An 18573-nucleotide genomic window follows, 5' to 3' on the forward strand; every position below is an offset into this window, starting at 1 on the left:
GCATTGCAAACCGAAGACCCGCGTCACTTCCGCCCTTTTGCCCTTTTCCCCGGCCCGCCCCCATGTCAACGTGCCGACGAAAGGGAGAGCCGCCATGCCGATCAAAGCCTGTGTTTTCGATGCCTATGGTACGCTGTTCGATGTTGCCGCCGCCGCCCGCGAAGCCGCGGCCGAGCCCGGTGGCGAAGCGCTCGCCGATCTCTGGCCGCAACTCGCCGCACATTGGCGCACGAAACAACTGCAATACACCTGGCTCAGGGCCGTGACCGGGGATCACACCGATTTCTGGGCCGTCACCCAGGACGGGCTCGACTGGGCAATGGAGGCCTGCAAACTCGATGACCCGGCCTTGCGCCAGCGGCTGCTGAACCTGTACTGGGAACTTTCCGCCTTTCCGGAAGTGCCCGCGATGCTGGCGAAGCTTAGGGAGATGGGCCTCAGCACTGCGATCCTGTCGAACGGCTCGCCCGCGATGCTGGACGGCGCGGTGCAGTCCGCCGGCATCGGCGACCTGCTCGACGATGTACTCTCGGTGGAAACCGTCGGCATCTTCAAACCGGCCGGCGTGGTCTACGAACTGGTGACCAAGCGGTTCGACTGCAGCCGGGACGAGGTTCTGTTCGTCTCCTCCAACGGGTGGGACGCGTCCTGTGCAGCCGCCTTCGGGTTCGAGACCGCTTGGGTCAACCGTGGGGCCGAGCCGGTGGACCGCCTGCCGGGCCAGCCCCGGCACGAGTTGCACGACCTGACCACCATTCCCGAGATCGCCGACCCGAACTATGGCAAACTTCACGTCCTCTGACGGCATATCGCTGCATTTCACCGACGAAGGCAGCGGCTTGCCGCTTCTTTGCCTGCCCGGTCTCACCCGCGACGGGCGCGATTTCGATTTCGTCGCACCGCACCTCGCCGGGGTCCGCCTGATCCGGCTCGATTACCGCGGCCGCGGCCAGTCGCAATGGGCCGATCCGGGCTCTTACAGCATCCCGACCGAGGCGCGCGACGTGCTCGAACTGCTCGACCATCTCGGGCTGGAACGGGTCGCCATCCTCGGCACCTCGCGCGGCGGGCTCATCGCGATGACGCTCGCCGCCATCGCGCGCGACCGTCTGTCGGGCGTGGCGCTCAACGATGTCGGACCCGAGATCGACCCAAAGGGGCTCGAACTGATCGCAACCTATGTCGGTCGCAATCCGTCGCACAAGACCCACGACTCGCTGCTCGCTATCTGGCCCGAGGTGACCCGGGGGTTCCGAAACGTCCCCGACGGCCGCTTCCGCGAAGAAGTCACCCGGCTCTATGACGAAACACCTGACGGGCTGAAAATCACCTATGACCCCGGCCTGCGCGACGCCGTACTCGCTGCCGCGGCGGAACCGATGCCCGATCTGTGGCCACTGTTCGACGCGCTGACCGGCCTGCCGCTCTGCGCGCTCCGCGGCGAGGGCTCGGACATCCTGCACGAAACCACGTTCACCGAAATGCAGCGTCGCCGCCCCGACATGATCGCAGCCACGATCCCCGATCGCGGTCATGTGCCTTATCTCGACGAGCCCGAAAGCCTCGATGCCCTCCGCAGATGGATTGACCGCCTATGAATATCGACATGATCCGCGCCGCCGCCAACCGCCTCAAGGGCCACGCCCGCCGCACGCCGCTACTGTCCTCGCCGTTTCTTGACGAACTGGCCGGACGCCGCCTGTTCGTGAAAACCGAATGCCTGCAGCACACCGGCAGCTTCAAGTTCCGCGGCGGCTGGTCGGCGGTCTCGGCGCTCGATCCCGACACCCGCGTCCGCGGCGTCATCGCCTTTTCCAGCGGCAACCACGCCCAGGGCGTCGCCCATGCCGCGACGCTGCACGGGGTGCCGTCGGTCATCGTGATGCCCTCGGACGCGCCCAAACTGAAAATCGACAACACCCGTGCGCTCGGCGCCGAGGTGGTGCTCTACGACCGCGCCATTGAGGACCGCGACAAGATCGGCACGCGATTGGCTAAAGAGCGTGGTCTGACGCTGATCAAACCGTTCGACGAACCGCAGGTGATCGCGGGTCAGGGCACCTGCGGGCTCGAGATCGCTGAACAGGCCGGCGAACAGGGTATCGACAAGGCTGATGTGCTGGTCAACTGCGGCGGCGGCGGGCTGACCTCGGGCATCGCGTTGGCGCTCGAGGCCGACGCGCCCGGCCTGCGCGCGCGGCCCTGCGAGCCGGAAGAGTTCGATGACACCACCCGGTCGCTCGCCACCGGCCAGATCGTTTCGAACACCCGGCTTTCGGGCTCGATCTGCGACGCGATCATCACGCCGGCGCCGGGAGAACTCACCTTTCCGATCATGGCCCGGCTCTGCGGCCCGGGTATCGTGGTCAGCGAGGACGAGGCGCTCAGGGCCATGGCGCAGGCTTTCCTGCGGCTGAAGATCGTGCTCGAACCGGGCGGCGCCGTGTCACTTGCCGCCGCGCTGTTCCACGCCGATCAGATCGACGGTGACGCGGTGATCGTCGTGGCCACCGGTGGCAATGTCGACCCAGACATGTTCCGGCGTGCACTCGACACCCTGCCCGGTTGACAGCCCGTCCGCCGCCCGGAACCATGCCCGGGAAAGGATATGGCCATGACCCGTTTCACGATTGCCTCGTTCAACGTCAAGAACCTGATCGGCCCCGACAAGGAATTCTATGAATTCCTGAGCTACACCCCCGAGGAATACGCCTGGAAGAAGGACTGGGTCGCCGAACAGCTGATCGCGATGGATTCCGATATCATTGGCTTTCAGGAAATCTTCGAGGAAGACGCGCTGCGCGATGTCATCGACGAGGCCGACCGGCGGGGCGAGGCGCTCAACCAAACGGCCTTGCCGGATTCGTCCAAGAGTTACCGCAAGAAGGCAATCTTTCGGAAACTGGTCTATCAAGGCTACCGCGATGCGGCGCTCGCCTTCGCCCCCAATATCCACGATGGGGCTCCGGGCCAGCGCCGCCCGGGGCTCGCCATCCTGTCGCGCCACGGTTTCGTCGAGCCGCCCGAGGTGCTGCAGGAACTCGACACGCCGCTGACCATCCCGCTGCAGGAGCTTGGCGGCGCCGAGGCCGGGCACTACACCGTCACAAGGCTGTCGCGCCCGATTCTCAAGGCGCGCGTGAATGTGGGCGGTGAACAAATCAGCGTGTTCATCTGCCATTTGAAATCCAAGCTTGGCGAACACATCAAACCCAAAGGCGCCGATTTCGCGCGCGAGGCCAACCTGCTGGCCTATGACGCCGCCGGCCGCGCCATGGGCAGCTTGCGGTCGGGGCTCCGGCGCATGGCCGAGGCTTGGGTCCTGCGCCGCGAAATCCTGCGCGAGCTCGACCTCGGCCGCCCGGTGATTGCACTGGGTGATTTCAACGACGGCGAACATGCGGTCAGTTCCGAGATCGTCACCGGCGAACTGCCATTCCACAACTACGCCTGGATGCTGCGCCACGACGCCAAAAACGAAAACGACCGCTATTCCAAGCAGGAAGCCGAGCACATCACCGAGAACGTCGAACGGGTGCGGCTGCATTCGGCGGAGAAGCTTTTCGTGCGCAAATCGCTGCGCGACATGGTCTTTACCTCGGCCTTCGGCGGCGTTTTCGAGTCGATCGATCAAATCTACCTGTCGCGCCATTTCCACCCTGACTACAAGAAGCGGATCGGCGGGATGGAGTATTTCAGCGCGTTCAACGACCACCTCACCGACGGGTCGCACCCCGAGGCACCGTATAACAAGCTCGCCTCGGATCACGGGCAGATCATGGCCCATATGGTGCTGGGCGAAGACCTCTGATCGGGGGTCGGGAATACCAGACTGGCCCGGTCGCGCAATGCCGGCCATCATGATCTCGCTTCTACCAGGAATTTTGTCTCGGGCGGTGAGTGTAATCATCCCGTTTTCAGTACCAGTGTCGCCCCGTCATCGATATGGATTTGGACCTGTTTCGCACCTATGGCGTCGTGGTTGTGGCCGCGCTGGGCTATGCCATCGCCACGATCGGCATGAAACTCGCCTCGGGCAACTGGACACTGCTAGCGCTGGCGCTTCTGCTCGTGGGCTTCTACGCCGCCACCCATGCCGAGGTCACGCTGATGCGCAATATCGATCTCGGCGCGCTCTATCTCGTGATCATTGCGGTCGAAACCGTCGTGGTGCTGGGTTTCGCTTGGCTCATCGGCGAAGGGCTGGGGCCGCGTGACGCGCTGGGCGGGGTGCTGGTGCTGGCCGGGCTCGCGGTGATCTCGCACTAGGCCCCCCTTGGGTCCAGCCGGAGTTTGACAAGCTCGCATAGCGGGCCAATCCTATCGGACAATCATTGTCCGGCAAGGAGTCCCCCGATGCAGATGGCCGATCTCGATGACGTGACGCTGCACTACCGCCTCGACGGCCCCGAGGATGGGCCGGTGGTGGTCTTCGCCAACTCGCTGGGCACCGATTTGCGGCTGTGGGACGCGCTGGTGCCGCACCTTCCGCCGTCGTTGCGGCTGCTGCGCTACGACAAGCGTGGGCACGGGCTGTCGTCCTGCCCGGCCGGGCCCTACGCCATGGGCGCGCTGGTGCGCGACGCCGAACGGCTGCTTGACCACCTGGGGCTGAGCGAGGTGGTCTTCGTTGGTCTGTCGATCGGCGGCATGATCGCGCAAGGCCTGGCGGTGAAGCGTCTTGATCTGGTGCGGGGCATGGTTCTGTCCAACACGGCGGCGAAGATTGGCCAGCCGGCGATGTGGAACGAACGCATCGCCGCAGTGCACGAAGGCGGGATCGAAGCCGTCGCCGACGCGACGATGGAGCGATGGTTTTCCCGCGAGTTCCGCGCCACGCCAGAGCTTCTGGCCTGGCGCAACATGCTGACCCGCCAGCCTGTCGAAGGCTATCTCGGCTGCATGGCGGCGATTTCGGGCACCGATTTCTACACCCCGACCTCCGGATTGCGCCTGCCGACGCTGGGCATCGCCGGCAGCGAGGACGGCTCGACCCCGCCCGACCTGGTGCGCGAGACGGTCGATCTGGTTCCCGGATCGCAGTTTCATCTCATCCGCCGTGCCGGACATCTGCCCTGCGTCGAGAAGCCCACGGATTACGGTGCGACGCTGACTGCATTTCTCGAAGCGATCGGCCATCTCTGATCGCCCCCCTAACCGGACCCCTGCGCCCGTCTCACTGATCTTTCGCAGCCGCTGTCGGACGTTGTCGGGCAGGTGAGGACCACGACCGCTCCGCGGAACCGGCAAACACATGCCCCTTCCCCACACCGCTCTGACAACCTATGATAATGTGCGATTCCAACCGACAGGAACGCAACCCATGGCCGATTTCCTGCTGATCCACGGCTCTTGTCATGGCGCCTGGTGCTGGCGCGACATGATCCCGGAACTGACGGCGCTGGGCCACACCGCACGCGCCATCGACCTGCCCGGCCATGGCGGCGACCTCACCCCGATCCCGCAGGTCACGCTCCAGGCCTATGCCGAAGCGATTCTCGACGCGATCGACCAGCCCGTGACACTGGTCGGTCATTCCATGGGCGGCTACCCGATCTCGCTCGCCGCCGAGATGGCGCCAGAAAAGGTCGCGCGTCTGGTGTATCTCTGCGCCTACGTGCCCGAGGGTGATCTGACCCTTGCCGAGATGCGCAAGCGCGCTCCGCGCCAGCCACTGATGCCGGCGGTGATGCGATCCGAGGATGGCCGCAGCTTCCGCATCGACCCGGCCCAGACCGAAAAGGTTTTCTATCACGACTGCCCCGACGGCACGGTGGCCTATGCCAACACGCGGCTCTGCGCCCAGGCGGTAGCACCGCAGGAAACCCCCTGTCCGCTGGGCGCGAATTACGCCTCGGTCCCGCGCAGCTACATCCGCTGCATGGACGACCGCACCATTCCGCCGGAATACCAGATATCCATGACCGAAAGCTGGCCGGCAACGGATGTCTACGAGATGCCGACCTCGCATTCGCCTTTTTTCGCCGACCCGGGTCGGCTGGCGCGGCTCCTGACCCAAATCGCATCCTAGCCGGGGTGGGCCGTCCCGACCCGGCGGGTCCGGCAGGTAAGGAAAACCCGACTTTCCCCGAGGTCATAGCCGGTCGACGCTTCCGCTTTGGTCGGGCTGGTTCTATTTAGCCGCCAGCCCGCAACCTCCGGACGCCCAGATGGACAACCGCCTGCCCGTTCTCTTCATCGTGCTCACCGTGGTGATCGACGCCATCGGAATCGGGCTAATCATGCCGGTGATGCCGGCGCTGTTGACCGAGATCGGCGGCGGGTCGGTGGCCGATGCGGCGGTCTGGGGCGGCATTCTCTCGACCGTTTTTGCCATCATGCAGTTTCTCTTCGCGCCCCTGATCGGCGCCCTCAGCGATCGCTACGGTCGTCGGCCGGTGCTGCTGATTTCGCTGCTGGTGATGGCGGCGGACTACGTGGTGATGGCCCTGGCCCAGAGCATGTGGCTTCTGTTGGTTGCCCGGCTGGTCGGCGGCGTTACCGCCGCCACCCATTCCACCGCCAATGCCTATATGGCCGATATCTCGACCCGGGCACAGAAGGCGGCACGGTTCGGACTGGTTGCGGCGGGGTTCGGCGTCGGTTTCGTGCTGGGCCCGGTGCTGGGCGGGCTTTTGGCCGAATACGGAACCCGCGCGCCATTCTGGGCAGCAGGAGCACTGGCGCTCGGCAATGCCGCACTGGGTTTCTTCGTGTTGCGCGAAACCGTGACCGACGCCATCCGCCGCCCGTTCGATCGGACCCGCGCCAACCCGTTCGGAGCCTTCCGCGCGGTGGCCCGCCTGGCCGGCCTCAACCGCCTGATCACGGTCTATTTCTTCTTCCAGGTCGCCACCATGGTCTATCCGGCGGTCTGGGCGTATTTCCTGACCGAACGGTTCGGCTGGTCCGGGGCGATGATCGGCGTCACGCTCGGGCTTTACGGCTTCTTCTACGCGCTGGTCATGGGCCTGCTGGTGAATCCGGTGATCCGCCGCGCCGGTCAGCGTGGCACGGTGTTGATCGGGTTCGGCTTCGAACTGGTGTCACTTCTGATCCTGGCCTTCATCGCCAGCGGCACGTTGCTGCTGGTGATGATCCCGATCGCCGCGCTGGGCTCGTTGTCGCTGCCGGCGCTACAGGCGGCGATGTCGCAATCTGTTGGCGACGACGCCCAGGGCGAATTGCAGGGCGTGCTGACCTCGGCCACCTCGGTGGCGATGATCCTCGCGCCGCTGGCAATGACCCAGACCTTCGCACTCTTCACACGGTCTGACGCCCCGGTCTACCTGCCCGGCGCGCCGTTCCTGGTGGCCGCGGCGCTGATGCTGGCCAGCCTGTGGCTGTATGCCCGTAGTTCCGTTCCGTCAGAGGCCTGAGCCCCGCATTTCCCCCTTGCATGGCGCCCCGCCAAGCCGCAGGTTTGCGACAAGAACAGCCAGGGAGGGGCCCATGACCGCGATCAAAGCCGCCGTCTGCCACGCATTCGGAGAGCCGTTGAAAATCGAAACCGTCGAGTTGCGCGCGCCCGCGTTGGGCGAGGTCCAGGTCGATCTCGATGCGGTGGCGATCTGCCATTCCGACATCAGCTTCTGGGAAGGCGGTTTCGGCGGCGCCCTACCGGCCATCTATGGCCACGAAGCCGCCGGCCGCGTCTCGGCAATCGGCCCGGGTGTCAGGGGGTTCGAGGTGGGCGACAGCGTCTGCGTTACGCTGATCCGCGCCTGCGGTACCTGCCCGTCCTGCGGCTCGGGCAAACCGACGATCTGCGAAACCCCATATGATGGCACCAAGGGTCCGCTGACCATGCCGGACGGCACGCCGGTGCTTCAGGCCATGGCCAGCGGCGCCTTCGCTGAAAAGGTTGTGGTCGATCAGAGCCAGATCGTCAGAATCCCCGACGACGTCGCCAAGGACGTCGCCTCGCTGATCTCCTGCGGCGTGATCACCGGCGTCGGCGCCGCGGTAAACGCCGCCGGCGTCCGCGCCGGTCAGGACGTGGTGGTGATCGGCGCCGGCGGCGTGGGTCTCAACGCCATCCAGGGCGCCCGTATCGCCGGTGCCCGGCGCATCGTGGCGGTCGACATGGTCGAAGAGAAACTTGATGCGGCCCGCGAGTTCGGCGCCACCGACGGGGTGCTGGCCAGCGATGGCAAGCCCTGGCGCGCGGCGAAGGCGGCGATGGGCCGCGGCGCCGATGCGGTGCTTGTCACCGTAGGCGTGGCCCAGGCCTATGACGAGGCGCCGCGCTATCTCGCCCGCGGCGGCAACGTGGTGATGGTCGGCATGCCGCATGTCGGGCAGGACAGCAGCTATAGCCCGCTGAACATGGCCGACGCCGGCCAGAACATCCTCGGCACCAAGATGGGCGACGTAGTGATCAAGCGCGACATCCCGTGGATGATCGACCTCTACAAGCAGGGCCGGCTGAAGCTCGACGAGTTGATTTCGAACCGCTGGTCGCTGGAACAGATCAACGAGGCCATCGCTGACACCAAGACCGGTGCCGCCCGGCGCAACGTGATCCTGTTCTGACCGCCTGACCCAAAATCTGCGCCCGCCAAAGGACATGGTCCGTCGTCGGCACGGAGCACGAGGGCGCGCGCCCTCGTGTTGTGGGGCCGCCCCGCACCGCGGCGCCAGGGGCGCGGTAATCGTTCCGGGAATTCCGGATAGACCCGACAGGCGTGACGCAAAGAGGACTGATTCCGGCGACGACGGGCTTGTCATGATCCGATGGCGCGAAGATGCTGGACAGGAAACCCACGCTACGAGGCCCTCCATGAAACTCACCGACCTCGACATCATCGTCACCGCGCCACCGGCCCCCGGGTGGGGCGGGCGATACTGGATCTTCGTCAAACTCACCACCGACACCGGCCTCACCGGCTGGGGCGAATGCTATGCCTCCTCTGTCGGCCCCGAAGCGATGAAGGCGGTGATCCAAGACGTGTTCGAGCGGCACATGCACGGCGAGACTCCTGAAAATATCGAACTGATGTTCCGCCGCGCCTATTCCTCGGGCTTCACCCAGCGCCCCGACCTGACCGTCATGGGGGCCTTCTCGGGGCTCGAGATCGCCTGTTGGGACATCCTCGGCAAGCACCGTGAGCGCCCGGTCTGGGCGCTGTTGGGCGGCCGGATGAACGACCGCATCCGCGCCTATACCTATCTCTACCCGCTCCTCGGCCAGAACATGGACACGTTCTGGACCGATGCCGACGCGGCGGGGACATGCGCCGCGGCAATGGTCGAAAAAGGCTACACGGCGGTGAAATTCGACCCCGCCGGGCCCTATACCATCCGCGGCGGCCACATGCCGGCAATGTCGGACATTTCCACCTCGGTCGCCTTCTGCAAGGCGATCCGCGACGCCGTCGGCGACCGCGCCGACCTGCTGTTCGGCACCCACGGCCAGTTTTCGACCGCCGGCGCCTTGCGCCTTGGACAGGCGCTCGAACCCTTTTCCCCGCTCTGGTTCGAGGAACCCACCCCGCCTGACAATATCGCCGACATGGCGCGTGTCGCCCGCAACGTCCGCATCCCCGTCGCCACCGGCGAACGGATGACCACCAAGGCCGAATTCACCGCCGTGCTGCGCGCCGGTGCGGCCGAAATTCTGCAACCGGCGCTGGGGCGTGCTGGAGGCATCTGGGAGATGAAAAAGACCGCCGCCATTGCAGAAGCCTTCAACGCCCAGATGGCGCCGCATCTCTATGCCGGGCCGGTGGAGTGGGCCGCCAACATCCACCTTGCCGCCTCGATTCCCAACCTCCTGCTGCTGGAAACGATCGAAACCGACTTCCACCGCGACCTGATCGGCGGCGCCATTTCCGTCGACGGCGGTTTCGTGACCCCGCCCGACGCTCCCGGTCTCGGCATCGAATTCGACGAAGCGCTGGCCCGCGCGCACCCCTTTACCGGAACCGGCCTGCACCTGCAGATGCAGGAAGCGCCCTGCGACTATGCCAACGGCAACAATTTTCAAGGCGGCGCTCCGGCGAAACCCACTTGATCTCGCTTTTCCAGTTCACATGTGCTAACTCCCGAATGTGATCAAGGGAGGACACCTGCTCGTGGAAGACAAAGCCCCGCCAGCCCCGCCCGCGGAAATGGCCCGCAGCGCGGCCACGGCCGCCGCCTATCTCAAGACGCTTGCCCATGAAGGGCGGCTGATGATCCTGTGCCATCTGGGCTCGGGAGAGAAATCGGTGGGCGAGTTGGAAAACCTGCTCGAGATCCGCCAGGCGGCGGTCAGCCAGATGCTCGCGCGATTGCGCGAGGAGGGGCTGGTCTCGACCCGCCGCGACGGCAAGACGGTTTATTACAGCCTCGCGGACGACAGCACCTACGAAGTGATCTCGCTGCTCTATCGGCTGTTCTGCGGCCCCGAGGGCACCGAACCGGGCGATGCCATCGCCTGCACCTGATCGCGGCGGCATCGGCGGCATCAAAGATTCCTGCCAATCGTAGGTAATGCGAGTCCGAAATCACGTGTTCCCTTGACGACCGCTCCCCGATATCCTGAACGCGGTTCATGACACAGGGGATGAGACATGGCCGGGAAAGCCAAAGCCCGCCGCGAGGCGTTGCGGGACAAGCTGGTCGAAATCGCCGAGACGACCATCGCGCGCGACGGTATGGACGCCATCCGCGCCCGTGATCTGGCGCGCGAGGCCGGCTGCGCAATCGGTGCGATCTACAACGTCTTCGCCGACATCAGTGAGATCGTCGTTGCCGTGAACGGCCGCACCTTCCGCAAGCTCGGCAAGTCGGTCGCCGCGGCGGTCCAGGGCGCGCCAGAGGACCCGATCGAACAGCTGATCGCCATGTCCTATGCCTATCTGCGATTCGCCACCGACAATCCAAAACTCTGGCGCACCCTGTTCGACATCCAGATGTCGACCGAACAGGAAGTGCCGGCCTGGTATCTCGAAGAACTCGACCACCTTTTCGCCAACATCGCCCGTCCGCTGGCGCGGCTGTTTCCCAAGATCGACGAGGACGAGCTCGACCTGATGACCCGCACGCTGTTCTCCTCGGTCCATGGCATCGTACTGCTCGGCGTTGAAAACCGAATCTCCGGCGTGCCCCGCGACCGTCTGGAACAGATGATCGCTCTGCTTTTGCGAAATATCACCACGAAACAGACTGCTTCCTGAACGACGTTCAAGGCATCGCTATATCCGGGTCGTGAACTTTATTCACGAAAAGGGGAAGCCGATGTTCGCAACGCTCAAGACCTGTTCCCCGGAGCTCAGGCCAAGGCCGAAGCACGGGTCGCCGATCAATTCGCAATGGAGTTGATCGATCAGAAAATCCGTGAATCCGAGGTCAACCTGACGGCCGCCAAAGCCACGCTGGCCAGCCTGATCCAGCGGCAGAAATCGGAAAGCCGCCAGGCCGACGCGCTGAAAACCCGCATTGCCACGATGACCAGGCGCACCCGCGAAGCGCTCGAGGCCGGCAACGAAGCGCTGGCCGGCGAAGCCGCCGAGGCGATTGCCAGGATGGAAGACGAACTTGCGCTCCGGGCCGAAACCGCCGCGCGGCTCGACCACCAGGTGCTGCGGCGCAGATCTTCGGTCGAGGCCGGCCACTGCCGTATCATCGACCTCAAGCAGGGCGCCATCCAGGCCCGCGCCGTGAAACGCGAACAGACCATGCAGGCGCGCCTCAGCAAAACCCTCTCGGGCCCGGATGCCGCCAGCCAGGCCGAGGCGCCGATCGCCCGCGTGCTCGACCGCGATGACCCGTTTGAACAGACCGAGATCCTCAAAGGGATCGACGCCGAACTCGGCCATGACGGGCTCGCCTCACGCATGGCCGAGGCCGGGTTCGGCCCCGCAACCCGCGTCACCGGCCGCGCCGTGCTCGACCGCCTGAAGTCCGAAACCTGACCTTTTCTCCACACCAACCCATTCGAAGGAAATAGCAAATGCTGAACACGACCAAGACCGACAACACCCTGATCATGCTGTTCAACGGCGCCGGCGCCATCGCGGCCTCCGTGCTGCTCGGGCTATCGCTCTATCTCTCCACCGACGTGCCGCTGTCGACCAAGAGCTACTGGGGCATCGGCGTACTGATGCTGACTTTTGGCCTGGTGAACTTCGTCGAATACCGTTTCGACACTCTGCCGCGCGAAGGCCGGCCGAAGCAACTCGAAGACGCCAAGAACGAACGCCTGCTGGAAGAATTCATCGCCGGCGAGGAGACCTAATCAGCCTTCCCACCAGTCGCGGATCTCTTCCGCACTCAGCCCGCCTCGCGGCCCGATGCCGACGAGGCGGGTTTTGCCCGGTTGCGGCCCCCGGGTGATCTCGATCGAGGGGCCGACCTTGTGAATCTCGAAACCCTCGTCCCCGGCACCGCGGATCATGCCTTTCACCCGGTAAAGCTGTTCGGGGGCGGCTTTTAGTTTGGCCTGCAACGCCTCTCGATCATAGCTCTCGTCGCCCTCGTGGCTCCAGGTCACATAGTCGCCATGCGGTGCGCCTTGTCCCCTGCCCCGCCCCGGCTCGATCCCCGACAACAGCAGCGGGGCCACCGTGTCGAGCGCATCCATCGCCACCACCGGTGCCGCCGACAACGCCGCCAGTTGCAGCGCCAGCGTGGTCGGCACCTCGGCCCCACATTTCGACACGATCAGCAGGTCGGCCACGCCCACCTGCCCCCTGATCTGCTCTCCGATCTGCGGATCGGCGGAAAGGGCCGGAAAATTCTCGCCATCGACCACCACGGCGATGCCACCATAGGTCATTTCAGGCTCGGCCCGGGCGGCGTTGGCGATCTTCTTGGGATCTGCGATGCCACTGGCCTCGATCACCAGGTGATCCGGCCGCGGCCGGCGGTCAAGGGCGTCGCCCAGCGCCAGGAACAGATCCGCCCCCATGGTGCAGCAGACGCAGCCGTTGGTCAGCTCGATGGTGTCGCCCGACGCCGATTTCAACAGCGCGGCATCGATGTTGACCGCGCCAAAATCGTTGACCATCACCATCACACGCACACCGTGATCCTCGCTCAGAAGCCGGTTGATCAGCGTCGTCTTTCCGGCGCCCAGATAGCCCCCGATCACGGTCAACGGCAGTTTGTGCATGGCTCCCCCGGCGTTTTTGCGGTCCGATCCGGACCGCAGGTGCGTTGCGGCGCGGGACGCGTGCTCGCACCGCCCCGTCACCACGCCAGAATGCGGGATTCCGCCCGGGGCACAAGGCCTCCATGCCGGGGAAATCGCCCCGTTAGGTCAGGAAATCCCAATCGCTGCCCGCGTCGGTGTCGGGATCGGAACGGTCCACAATCCTCTCGGGGTCACCCGGGTCAACCGAGTAGGGGTCGACCGGTTGCGGCGGCGGATGTGGCAGGTCCGCGATAATGATCGGATCGGTCGGCAGCTTGTCATCTCCCTCTGCCGAGAAGGAAAACGCAAAGTCGTCAACGCGCGTGTCGTCGCTCACCTTGTCCGAAACCGCCTGTACCAGCTCTCCGTCCGATCTCAACCCGGCGTGTGTCATGGTCTCCTCCTGCACTGTTCCGCGTCCGAAACCTGCGACGCTGTCAATATGCGACCCAGCCTAACCGCCGACCCCGCAACCGGTCCTGACGAAGTTCTGAGCGAATCCTGAAGCCGGCCGGCCACGCTGGGCCGCGCCTTGCATGCGCGTCCGAGACAGGAATGGCGATCCCGGAAAGAGCCATATCTTGTTCTCACGCGCTCTCTGAACAGGTCTAAAATGATTTATAATCAATTATTTAATTGCAGCATTTTCGCAAGCCGCCTAGAATCGTCTCCGGTAATCTCTCACATTTAGGGGAACGATTGGGGGAACATACCATCGCCAAATCACTTTCAGCAGCCTTTGTGAAGTCGCTACGAGTCCCAGGCAAATACCACGATGGACACGGCACGGGCCTCTACCTGAAGGTCAATGCCAATGGGTCTCGCTTCTGGGTGCAGCGGGTGACTGTCAGAGGTAAGCGACGGGAGATCGGATCGGGTAGCAGCTCGTCGAAACGTCATTCGAGTTCACCCTAGTGGCATCCTGTCCGCGCATAGCGCGCATAGGACAGGTACAGCTCGCTTATTATCTCATCCTGAGTGGCGATAACGCCGTCATATTTTTTGATCAGAACGTTCAGATACGCGACTATTTCAACCCGTTCGAGCATCCGGTCCAGCATCAGTTTCATTTCCGCGTATTCGCCATAGGCGTCAAAGAAATCATAGATTGAAACCAGGGTTCCGATCGGACCCAGCACCTTGCCAGCACCCGTGACAGCGACCGAGGCGACTTTCGAGCTGATTTTGGCCCCAAGCCAGCCGAGGGTTTTCGACGTCAGGAACGTGCCTAACTTGATGCCTGCAGACTGGGCAAGCTCTTCCAATACGCTGTCCTCATCTAATAGTTCATGCCAGCGAGCCTTTTCCCGATCAAGTTCCCCGGACACAGCATTGCGCAAAGTCTCGATCTGGGAAGCACGTGCCTCTAGAGTGGCCTGCTCACGTTCCAATTGCCCGACAACATCCCGGAATCGAACCTCATCCTGTTTCTTTGCCCAGAGCTCGGCAAAATCGGCGCGGTTCGAAAACTCGTCGATACTGTATCCGGCGAGGGTGTCGTCATTACCCTTATTCACCAGCATTTCGTCTTGTATCTTGCGCGCGTCTCGGCTGGATTGGTTCCAGCTGCCGTCGGATGTGCGAAAGTCAGGGGCCAATAGTTCCGCGGGTGTAAACCCCGCGTTTTCAGTCTGGGCTGCGACGGATGTTACCGTGAGGACCAGGACCAAAAGAGATCTCGCAAAGTAGTTCGATATGCCAAACCTCATTGGAGAAACTCCTCAAGAAGATCCTTGTCAGCCTGCCGCATCAACTCCTCGGCTAGCGCCTTGAAGTCGGTCGGCTCTGTCTTACAATCACAAATTTCGTGGAACTCGGTTTCATTGATGATCAGATAGTGCTGGGCCGGCATCGGGAAACCAAACGACTGCGCCCGCTGGATCATCTCGTTAAGAATTGGTTCGATGGTGCAGGCCTCATCTATTGCCAGAGCGAAATCACCAATGGCGCTCTCTTCCGAATATTTGATAAACGACTGGTGGCATTGAAAAATCATCAACGTTTCAAAGTAGTGTTGCGTCGCGACACCCCCATAATATCCTTGGCAAAGCTCAGCCGGCCCGTCACAGGGTTTGCCTAACTCTCGCTCCATATTTCGTTGGATTTCTTGGACCATGGGAAGCGTGCCACTGGTCCAGGCGCCAACCGGTGTCGCCGTGCAGGCCCGCTCCACGATCGCGTCGTCACGCCCGTCAGGAGGGGGCGTTGCCTCCGCCGCCGGGCCAGAAGGCACCGGGCCAGGAAAGGACGGTCCGGGAAATGGTGGGTTGATCGGCGGGATGTTCGGAAAATCAGGCGGCGCATCCGGATTTGCTGGCCGGCCCGGTTCGCCGGGAATGACCACCCCTGGCATTGTTTCTACTGAGCTGCTTTCCATAACGCAGAACACGCGGTCGCCCTCAGCGCGGTAGGCCGCGCTTCCCCAGGCCGCGCGACACGCCGAGGCAAGGCTGACTGGCTGCAAGGTAAAGCCACCCGTACTGCCCGGGCGGCGGCAATAATGAGCCGCTCCTTGCGGCTCGGCGCGCTTCTCGTATGTGCTTCCGGCGAATTCCTCGCGGCAGTATCGGGCAAAGTCCGGCTCACCAAGATCGTTTGCAGTCGGATCCGGAGCCGTGTCTGGTGTGCCCGAGCACAATACGCGGGCCCCCGAGATTTCAAACTGTCGACTTCCAGTTGTCAGGTAGCAGGCTTCGCCCAGATCGATCCCTTGCCGGGTTCCGCCCTGCACACAGGCATGTTCCGTGCCCCAAGACTGGGGGATCTTCTGGTAAGTGCTATTACTGTAAGTGACGCGGCAATACGTATTGAAATCCGCGTCAGTCTGCTGCGCCTGGCTCTGGCCCGGTACGATTAGGAAAACAAGCGCTGCTGCAACTAAGCTCGGAAAAGTGGGATTGGGCCATCCCTCACGGCAGGCGTTCTTGGCAAAGACTGTTCCAAGTCTTGGATTCCCCGGCATTTTTCACCTTCCGCTGTTTCTCTCAGACTGCATAGACCTCTTCGGTCCGTCAATCTTACCGCCGAACCCGCAGCCGCGACATACCGTGGCAAAACATAAATTGAGGCTGTCCGAGCTTGGGGTTCAAATTTTCACAATTTCTGCGCAATCTGCCGGTCACTTCTGTCTGTGGCGAAAACTGATCCAAGGTCAGCTTCGTCCCGCACAGCGGCCGTTCAATCTGAATGAATGCTGCGTCGTCGCGTGAAGGGCTGTTTCGGGAAAGTTGCGCTGCAGCGACTAGGGAGTGTGAGCGGCAGGTATGAGCCAATCGCACCATCACGAAACCGTGGGCAAGGTTTATCGCATACTACTTTTTCTTTAAGTTGATGACCATAGAAATCATCCAGCGGGTTTCCTGCTCAACCATCTCTTTCATGAACAAAACCCGTTGTTCAGTTGGGAAAGCCTTCATGACCAAGCCAGTTGTTACCCGCCGTTCACTGCTATTCACAGGCGCAGCCCTTGCAGCAACCGGCATTTCGGGCCTCGTAGTTCCTGCACGCGCCCAAAACTTCGCTCCGACGCCATCAATGCGCGGCGGGGCCAACAATTACCTCCCCGGTGCGCCGATCGTGGATCGGATCGGCGGCGGCGGTTTTTGGATGAAGGGGACCGTACGCCGTGCGGGTGACGGCGCGCCGCTCGCTGGTCAACGCATACAAATATGGGCGCACACCACCGAAGGGCATGAGCGTGATCCGCACAGCCACGGTGCAACGCTGACGGATGTAAATGGGGAGTTCCGCCTTGAAATGCCGCAGATCGTTCCCGCCTTTGGCCAACCACATGGCCATCTCGCCTATGACAGCGGTGACTTCAAAACCGTTTTCCTACGCCCGGTGATGACGAACTCCCGAAACACGAGCCTGGAGGCACATTTCGTCCTGCAACCGGCATGACCAAGGTGAACCGAATGCTAGCAGGTGTGGTCCGTGGGACGTTGATTTGGACCGCGCTTGCTATCGCTATTGCCGTGCCGATTGGCGCCGCGGCGGCGAGTCAACTGATCGCTTGGCGCCAACCGGTGTACATTGCTGGAGGGTTCGCAGGAATTTTCGCAATGGCCTTGCTGCTTCTGCAGCCAGTATTGGCAGCCGGACTTTTACCTGGCCTATCGCGACCGCGAGAACGTTGGCTTCATCGCTGGATCGGAGCCGTTTTGGCCGTTGCGGTAGTGGCCCACGTCGCGGCGCTCTTGGTCACCAGCCCACCAGACGTGGTCGACGCTCTTCTTTTTGCCTCACCGACGCCGTTCTCCGCATGGGGTGTCGTCGCCATGTGGGCGATGTTGGCCACCGCACTTCTCGCCGTTTTCCGCAGGCGGTTGCGCCCGAATAATTGGCGTCGCGTTCACACAATGCTCGCGACAGTGATCGTCGTGGGTAGCATAGTTCATGCCTTGCCAATCGAGGGAACCATGGAGACGATGTCGAAAGCGGCGCTTTGTCTGCTGGTCTTTTTGGCGACCTTGAATGCATTGGTTTTTACGCGAATATGGGCACCAAGAACATCTTCACGTTGAGGTTCGTGTCAGCGCGGCGGATTCACAAGCCATATCTTGGTGAGGGCTTGGTCGGAGGCCTGCGAGTTTTTTCCGCCTCGCTCTTGATTTTAGCTGCCGGATGCGCGCCGGCGCCCAACCGTTCGGGCGGCGATATCCTTGTCATAGGCGATTCCGTGATGGCTTCGCATCGAGCTTCTCGCAAGGACATAGGAAGCGTGATCCGTGCGGTCCTCGACCGACAGGTGACCAACCGTTCCGCGTTCGGCGCCCAAATCAGGGCAGGTGAAGTTGCGACACGTCTTGGCCGGAGCATACCGGGTCAATTGCCGCCGGGAAGGTGGAATTGGGTTGTGGTGAATGGTGGAGCTAATGATCTGGGGTTCTCCTGCGGCTGCACCCGTTGCGCGGCCGAGATTGATGCCTTGATCTCAAGAGATGGCACCAATGGCGACATTCCTGATCTGGCCAACAAGGCGCGCTTTCAGGGTGCCAACGTATTGTGGGTGGGCTATTACAAGGCACCAGAGACCACGACCTTCAGAGGGTGCCGACCTGGTCTGGTTGAGATCGAGAAACGAATTACCGCATTTGCCAAATCGAATGAAGGCGTGTTCTTTCTGGACGCAGAAGATGTATTTGATCCGCCCAGCCCCGAGCTTTTCGACTCCGACAAGACACACCCATCGGCCGAAGGATCGGCGCGGATCGGCGAAGCCCTTGCAAGATTGATTGCCGAGAACTCCAGGAACTGACTTTTTGTGTCTCGACGACAGAGCAACCGGCGCACGGCTCAGTTTCGCTGTTCCACACCGTTTGAGGCCGGTCGTCGAGCCGGCCGCTTGAGTTTCCTTTCTCCCTAGTTACTTGAAATCGTCCTGAATTTGATTTCGCTGTCTCAGCGGATGTCCCCTTCGACAGGCCGCATCGCAGCATGCTGAACAGTGT

22 protein-coding genes are annotated in these 18573 nt (G+C 62.8%); 18 read left to right on the top strand and 4 right to left on the bottom strand.

From position 1 onward, the window contains the following. Nucleotides 1–94: 94 nt before the first annotated feature. From NO357_RS17045 to NO357_RS17110, 14 genes are all read left to right on the top strand, one after another. Nucleotides 95–802: a haloacid dehalogenase type II gene (locus NO357_RS17045; RefSeq protein ID WP_306736931.1), complete on the top strand. Its 708-nt coding sequence runs from the start codon at nt 95–97 to the stop codon at nt 800–802. Next, on the top strand, nt 780–1598 hold the full coding sequence (locus tag NO357_RS17050; RefSeq protein ID WP_306736932.1) for an alpha/beta fold hydrolase: 819 nt from the start codon (nt 780–782) through the stop codon (nt 1596–1598). The genes NO357_RS17045 and NO357_RS17050 overlap by 23 nt, the downstream gene beginning before the upstream one ends. Then, the gene (locus NO357_RS17055) at nt 1595–2569 is read left to right on the top strand and encodes a threonine ammonia-lyase (RefSeq protein ID WP_306736933.1); all 975 of its coding nucleotides are present in this window, start codon (nt 1595–1597) and stop codon (nt 2567–2569) included. Before NO357_RS17050 ends, NO357_RS17055 begins: the two co-directional genes overlap by 4 nt. Nucleotides 2570–2614: 45 nt before the next feature. Next, a complete protein-coding gene (locus NO357_RS17060; protein WP_306736934.1) occupies nt 2615–3811 on the top strand; it encodes an endonuclease/exonuclease/phosphatase family protein in 1197 nt (398 codons plus the stop codon). A 140-nt stretch (nt 3812–3951) separates the two neighbouring features. Then, nucleotides 3952–4269, top strand: a complete 318-nt coding sequence (locus tag NO357_RS17065; protein WP_306736935.1) for a 5-aminolevulinate synthase — start codon at nt 3952–3954, stop codon at nt 4267–4269. Nucleotides 4270–4356: 87 nt separating this feature from the next. Beyond that, nucleotides 4357–5145, top strand: coding sequence for a 3-oxoadipate enol-lactonase (gene pcaD, locus NO357_RS17070; RefSeq protein WP_306736936.1), 789 nt, complete (start codon nt 4357–4359; stop codon nt 5143–5145). Between the two features lie 178 nt (nt 5146–5323). Beyond that, entirely contained in the window at nt 5324–6031 is a 708-nt protein-coding gene (locus tag NO357_RS17075; protein ID WP_306736937.1) for an alpha/beta fold hydrolase, read from the top strand. Nucleotides 6032–6170: 139 nt separating this feature from the next. Beyond that, the gene (locus NO357_RS17080; RefSeq protein WP_306736938.1) at nt 6171–7379 is read left to right on the top strand and encodes a TCR/Tet family MFS transporter; all 1209 of its coding nucleotides are present in this window, start codon (nt 6171–6173) and stop codon (nt 7377–7379) included. A gap of 73 nt (nt 7380–7452) precedes the next feature. Continuing rightward, nucleotides 7453–8535, top strand: coding sequence for a Zn-dependent alcohol dehydrogenase (locus NO357_RS17085; RefSeq protein WP_306736939.1), 1083 nt, complete (start codon nt 7453–7455; stop codon nt 8533–8535). A 247-nt stretch (nt 8536–8782) separates the two neighbouring features. Further along, nucleotides 8783–10015: a mandelate racemase/muconate lactonizing enzyme family protein gene (locus tag NO357_RS17090; RefSeq protein WP_306736940.1), complete on the top strand. Its 1233-nt coding sequence runs from the start codon at nt 8783–8785 to the stop codon at nt 10013–10015. A 97-nt stretch (nt 10016–10112) separates the two neighbouring features. Beyond that, nucleotides 10113–10430: an ArsR/SmtB family transcription factor gene (locus NO357_RS17095; protein WP_306737250.1), complete on the top strand. Its 318-nt coding sequence runs from the start codon at nt 10113–10115 to the stop codon at nt 10428–10430. A gap of 126 nt (nt 10431–10556) precedes the next feature. Further along, complete coding sequence (locus NO357_RS17100) at nt 10557–11162, top strand: TetR/AcrR family transcriptional regulator (RefSeq protein ID WP_306736941.1); 606 nt, start codon at nt 10557–10559, stop codon at nt 11160–11162. Nucleotides 11163–11297: 135 nt separating this feature from the next. Then, the gene (locus NO357_RS17105; protein ID WP_306736942.1) at nt 11298–11900 is read left to right on the top strand and encodes a PspA/IM30 family protein; all 603 of its coding nucleotides are present in this window, start codon (nt 11298–11300) and stop codon (nt 11898–11900) included. Between the two features lie 38 nt (nt 11901–11938). Further along, nucleotides 11939–12223: a hypothetical protein gene (locus NO357_RS17110; protein WP_306736943.1), complete on the top strand. Its 285-nt coding sequence runs from the start codon at nt 11939–11941 to the stop codon at nt 12221–12223. Here NO357_RS17110 and NO357_RS17115 read toward each other — a convergent pair whose 3' ends face one another. Further along, nucleotides 12224–13099: a CobW family GTP-binding protein gene (locus NO357_RS17115; protein ID WP_306736944.1), complete on the bottom strand. Its 876-nt coding sequence runs from the start codon at nt 13097–13099 to the stop codon at nt 12224–12226. A gap of 142 nt (nt 13100–13241) precedes the next feature. Then, nucleotides 13242–13514, bottom strand: coding sequence for a hypothetical protein (locus NO357_RS17120; protein WP_306736945.1), 273 nt, complete (start codon nt 13512–13514; stop codon nt 13242–13244). A gap of 305 nt (nt 13515–13819) precedes the next feature. Here NO357_RS17120 and NO357_RS21440 point away from each other — a divergent pair, with 305 nt between their 5' ends. Then, nucleotides 13820–14035 carry an Arm DNA-binding domain-containing protein gene (locus NO357_RS21440; protein ID WP_376744400.1) on the top strand — a complete coding sequence of 72 codons (216 nt, stop codon included), beginning with the start codon at nt 13820–13822 and terminating at the stop codon, nt 14033–14035. Here NO357_RS21440 and NO357_RS17125 read toward each other — a convergent pair. Next, nucleotides 14032–14829 (bottom strand): hypothetical protein, encoded by a 798-nt coding sequence (locus tag NO357_RS17125; RefSeq protein ID WP_306736946.1) that lies wholly within the window; start codon nt 14827–14829, stop codon nt 14032–14034. The genes NO357_RS21440 and NO357_RS17125 overlap by 4 nt on opposite strands. After that, nucleotides 14826–16082: a hypothetical protein gene (locus tag NO357_RS17130; protein WP_306736947.1), complete on the bottom strand. Its 1257-nt coding sequence runs from the start codon at nt 16080–16082 to the stop codon at nt 14826–14828. Before NO357_RS17130 ends, NO357_RS17125 begins: the two co-directional genes overlap by 4 nt. Nucleotides 16083–16534: 452 nt before the next feature. Between NO357_RS17130 and NO357_RS17135 the strand changes: the two genes are divergently transcribed. Genes NO357_RS17135 through NO357_RS17145 form a run of 3 tightly spaced genes read left to right on the top strand, consistent with a single transcriptional unit; the run spans nt 16535 to nt 18380 of the window. After that, on the top strand, nt 16535–17023 hold the full coding sequence (locus NO357_RS17135) for a peptidase associated/transthyretin-like domain-containing protein (RefSeq protein WP_306737251.1): 489 nt from the start codon (nt 16535–16537) through the stop codon (nt 17021–17023). After that, nucleotides 17020–17646 carry a ferric reductase-like transmembrane domain-containing protein gene (locus NO357_RS17140; RefSeq protein ID WP_306736948.1) on the top strand — a complete coding sequence of 209 codons (627 nt, stop codon included), beginning with the start codon at nt 17020–17022 and terminating at the stop codon, nt 17644–17646. The genes NO357_RS17135 and NO357_RS17140 overlap by 4 nt, the downstream gene beginning before the upstream one ends. Then, nucleotides 17568–18380, top strand: a complete 813-nt coding sequence (locus tag NO357_RS17145) for an SGNH/GDSL hydrolase family protein (protein WP_306736949.1) — start codon at nt 17568–17570, stop codon at nt 18378–18380. The genes NO357_RS17140 and NO357_RS17145 overlap by 79 nt, the downstream gene beginning before the upstream one ends. Nucleotides 18381–18573 lie beyond the last annotated feature (193 nt).

The organism is Marimonas arenosa, from assembly GCF_030848945.1.
GTDB classification, from domain to species: domain Bacteria; phylum Pseudomonadota; class Alphaproteobacteria; order Rhodobacterales; family Rhodobacteraceae; genus Marimonas; species Marimonas arenosa.

What these genes read in the sequence shown, in the direction of transcription:
- NO357_RS17125 (WP_306736946.1), bottom strand. Translation starts at nt 14,829, where the DNA reads ATGAGGTTTGGCATATCGAACTACTTTGCGAGATCTCTTTTGGTCCTG.
- NO357_RS17105 (WP_306736942.1), top strand. Translation starts at nt 11,298, where the DNA reads ATGGAGTTGATCGATCAGAAAATCCGTGAATCCGAGGTCAACCTGACG.
- NO357_RS17085 (WP_306736939.1), top strand. Translation starts at nt 7,453, where the DNA reads ATGACCGCGATCAAAGCCGCCGTCTGCCACGCATTCGGAGAGCCGTTG.
- NO357_RS17115 (WP_306736944.1), bottom strand. Translation starts at nt 13,099, where the DNA reads ATGCACAAACTGCCGTTGACCGTGATCGGGGGCTATCTGGGCGCCGGA.
- NO357_RS17110 (WP_306736943.1), top strand. Translation starts at nt 11,939, where the DNA reads ATGCTGAACACGACCAAGACCGACAACACCCTGATCATGCTGTTCAAC.
- NO357_RS17140 (WP_306736948.1), top strand. Translation starts at nt 17,020, where the DNA reads ATGACCAAGGTGAACCGAATGCTAGCAGGTGTGGTCCGTGGGACGTTG.
- NO357_RS17120 (WP_306736945.1), bottom strand. Translation starts at nt 13,514, where the DNA reads ATGACACACGCCGGGTTGAGATCGGACGGAGAGCTGGTACAGGCGGTT.
- NO357_RS17095 (WP_306737250.1), top strand. Translation starts at nt 10,113, where the DNA reads ATGGCCCGCAGCGCGGCCACGGCCGCCGCCTATCTCAAGACGCTTGCC.
- NO357_RS17090 (WP_306736940.1), top strand. Translation starts at nt 8,783, where the DNA reads ATGAAACTCACCGACCTCGACATCATCGTCACCGCGCCACCGGCCCCC.
- NO357_RS17055 (WP_306736933.1), top strand. Translation starts at nt 1,595, where the DNA reads ATGAATATCGACATGATCCGCGCCGCCGCCAACCGCCTCAAGGGCCAC.
- NO357_RS17045 (WP_306736931.1), top strand. Translation starts at nt 95, where the DNA reads ATGCCGATCAAAGCCTGTGTTTTCGATGCCTATGGTACGCTGTTCGAT.
- NO357_RS17130 (WP_306736947.1), bottom strand. Translation starts at nt 16,082, where the DNA reads ATGCCGGGGAATCCAAGACTTGGAACAGTCTTTGCCAAGAACGCCTGC.
- NO357_RS17075 (WP_306736937.1), top strand. Translation starts at nt 5,324, where the DNA reads ATGGCCGATTTCCTGCTGATCCACGGCTCTTGTCATGGCGCCTGGTGC.
- pcaD (WP_306736936.1), top strand. Translation starts at nt 4,357, where the DNA reads ATGCAGATGGCCGATCTCGATGACGTGACGCTGCACTACCGCCTCGAC.
- NO357_RS17080 (WP_306736938.1), top strand. Translation starts at nt 6,171, where the DNA reads ATGGACAACCGCCTGCCCGTTCTCTTCATCGTGCTCACCGTGGTGATC.
- NO357_RS17050 (WP_306736932.1), top strand. Translation starts at nt 780, where the DNA reads ATGGCAAACTTCACGTCCTCTGACGGCATATCGCTGCATTTCACCGAC.
- NO357_RS17135 (WP_306737251.1), top strand. Translation starts at nt 16,535, where the DNA reads ATGACCAAGCCAGTTGTTACCCGCCGTTCACTGCTATTCACAGGCGCA.
- NO357_RS17060 (WP_306736934.1), top strand. Translation starts at nt 2,615, where the DNA reads ATGACCCGTTTCACGATTGCCTCGTTCAACGTCAAGAACCTGATCGGC.
- NO357_RS17100 (WP_306736941.1), top strand. Translation starts at nt 10,557, where the DNA reads ATGGCCGGGAAAGCCAAAGCCCGCCGCGAGGCGTTGCGGGACAAGCTG.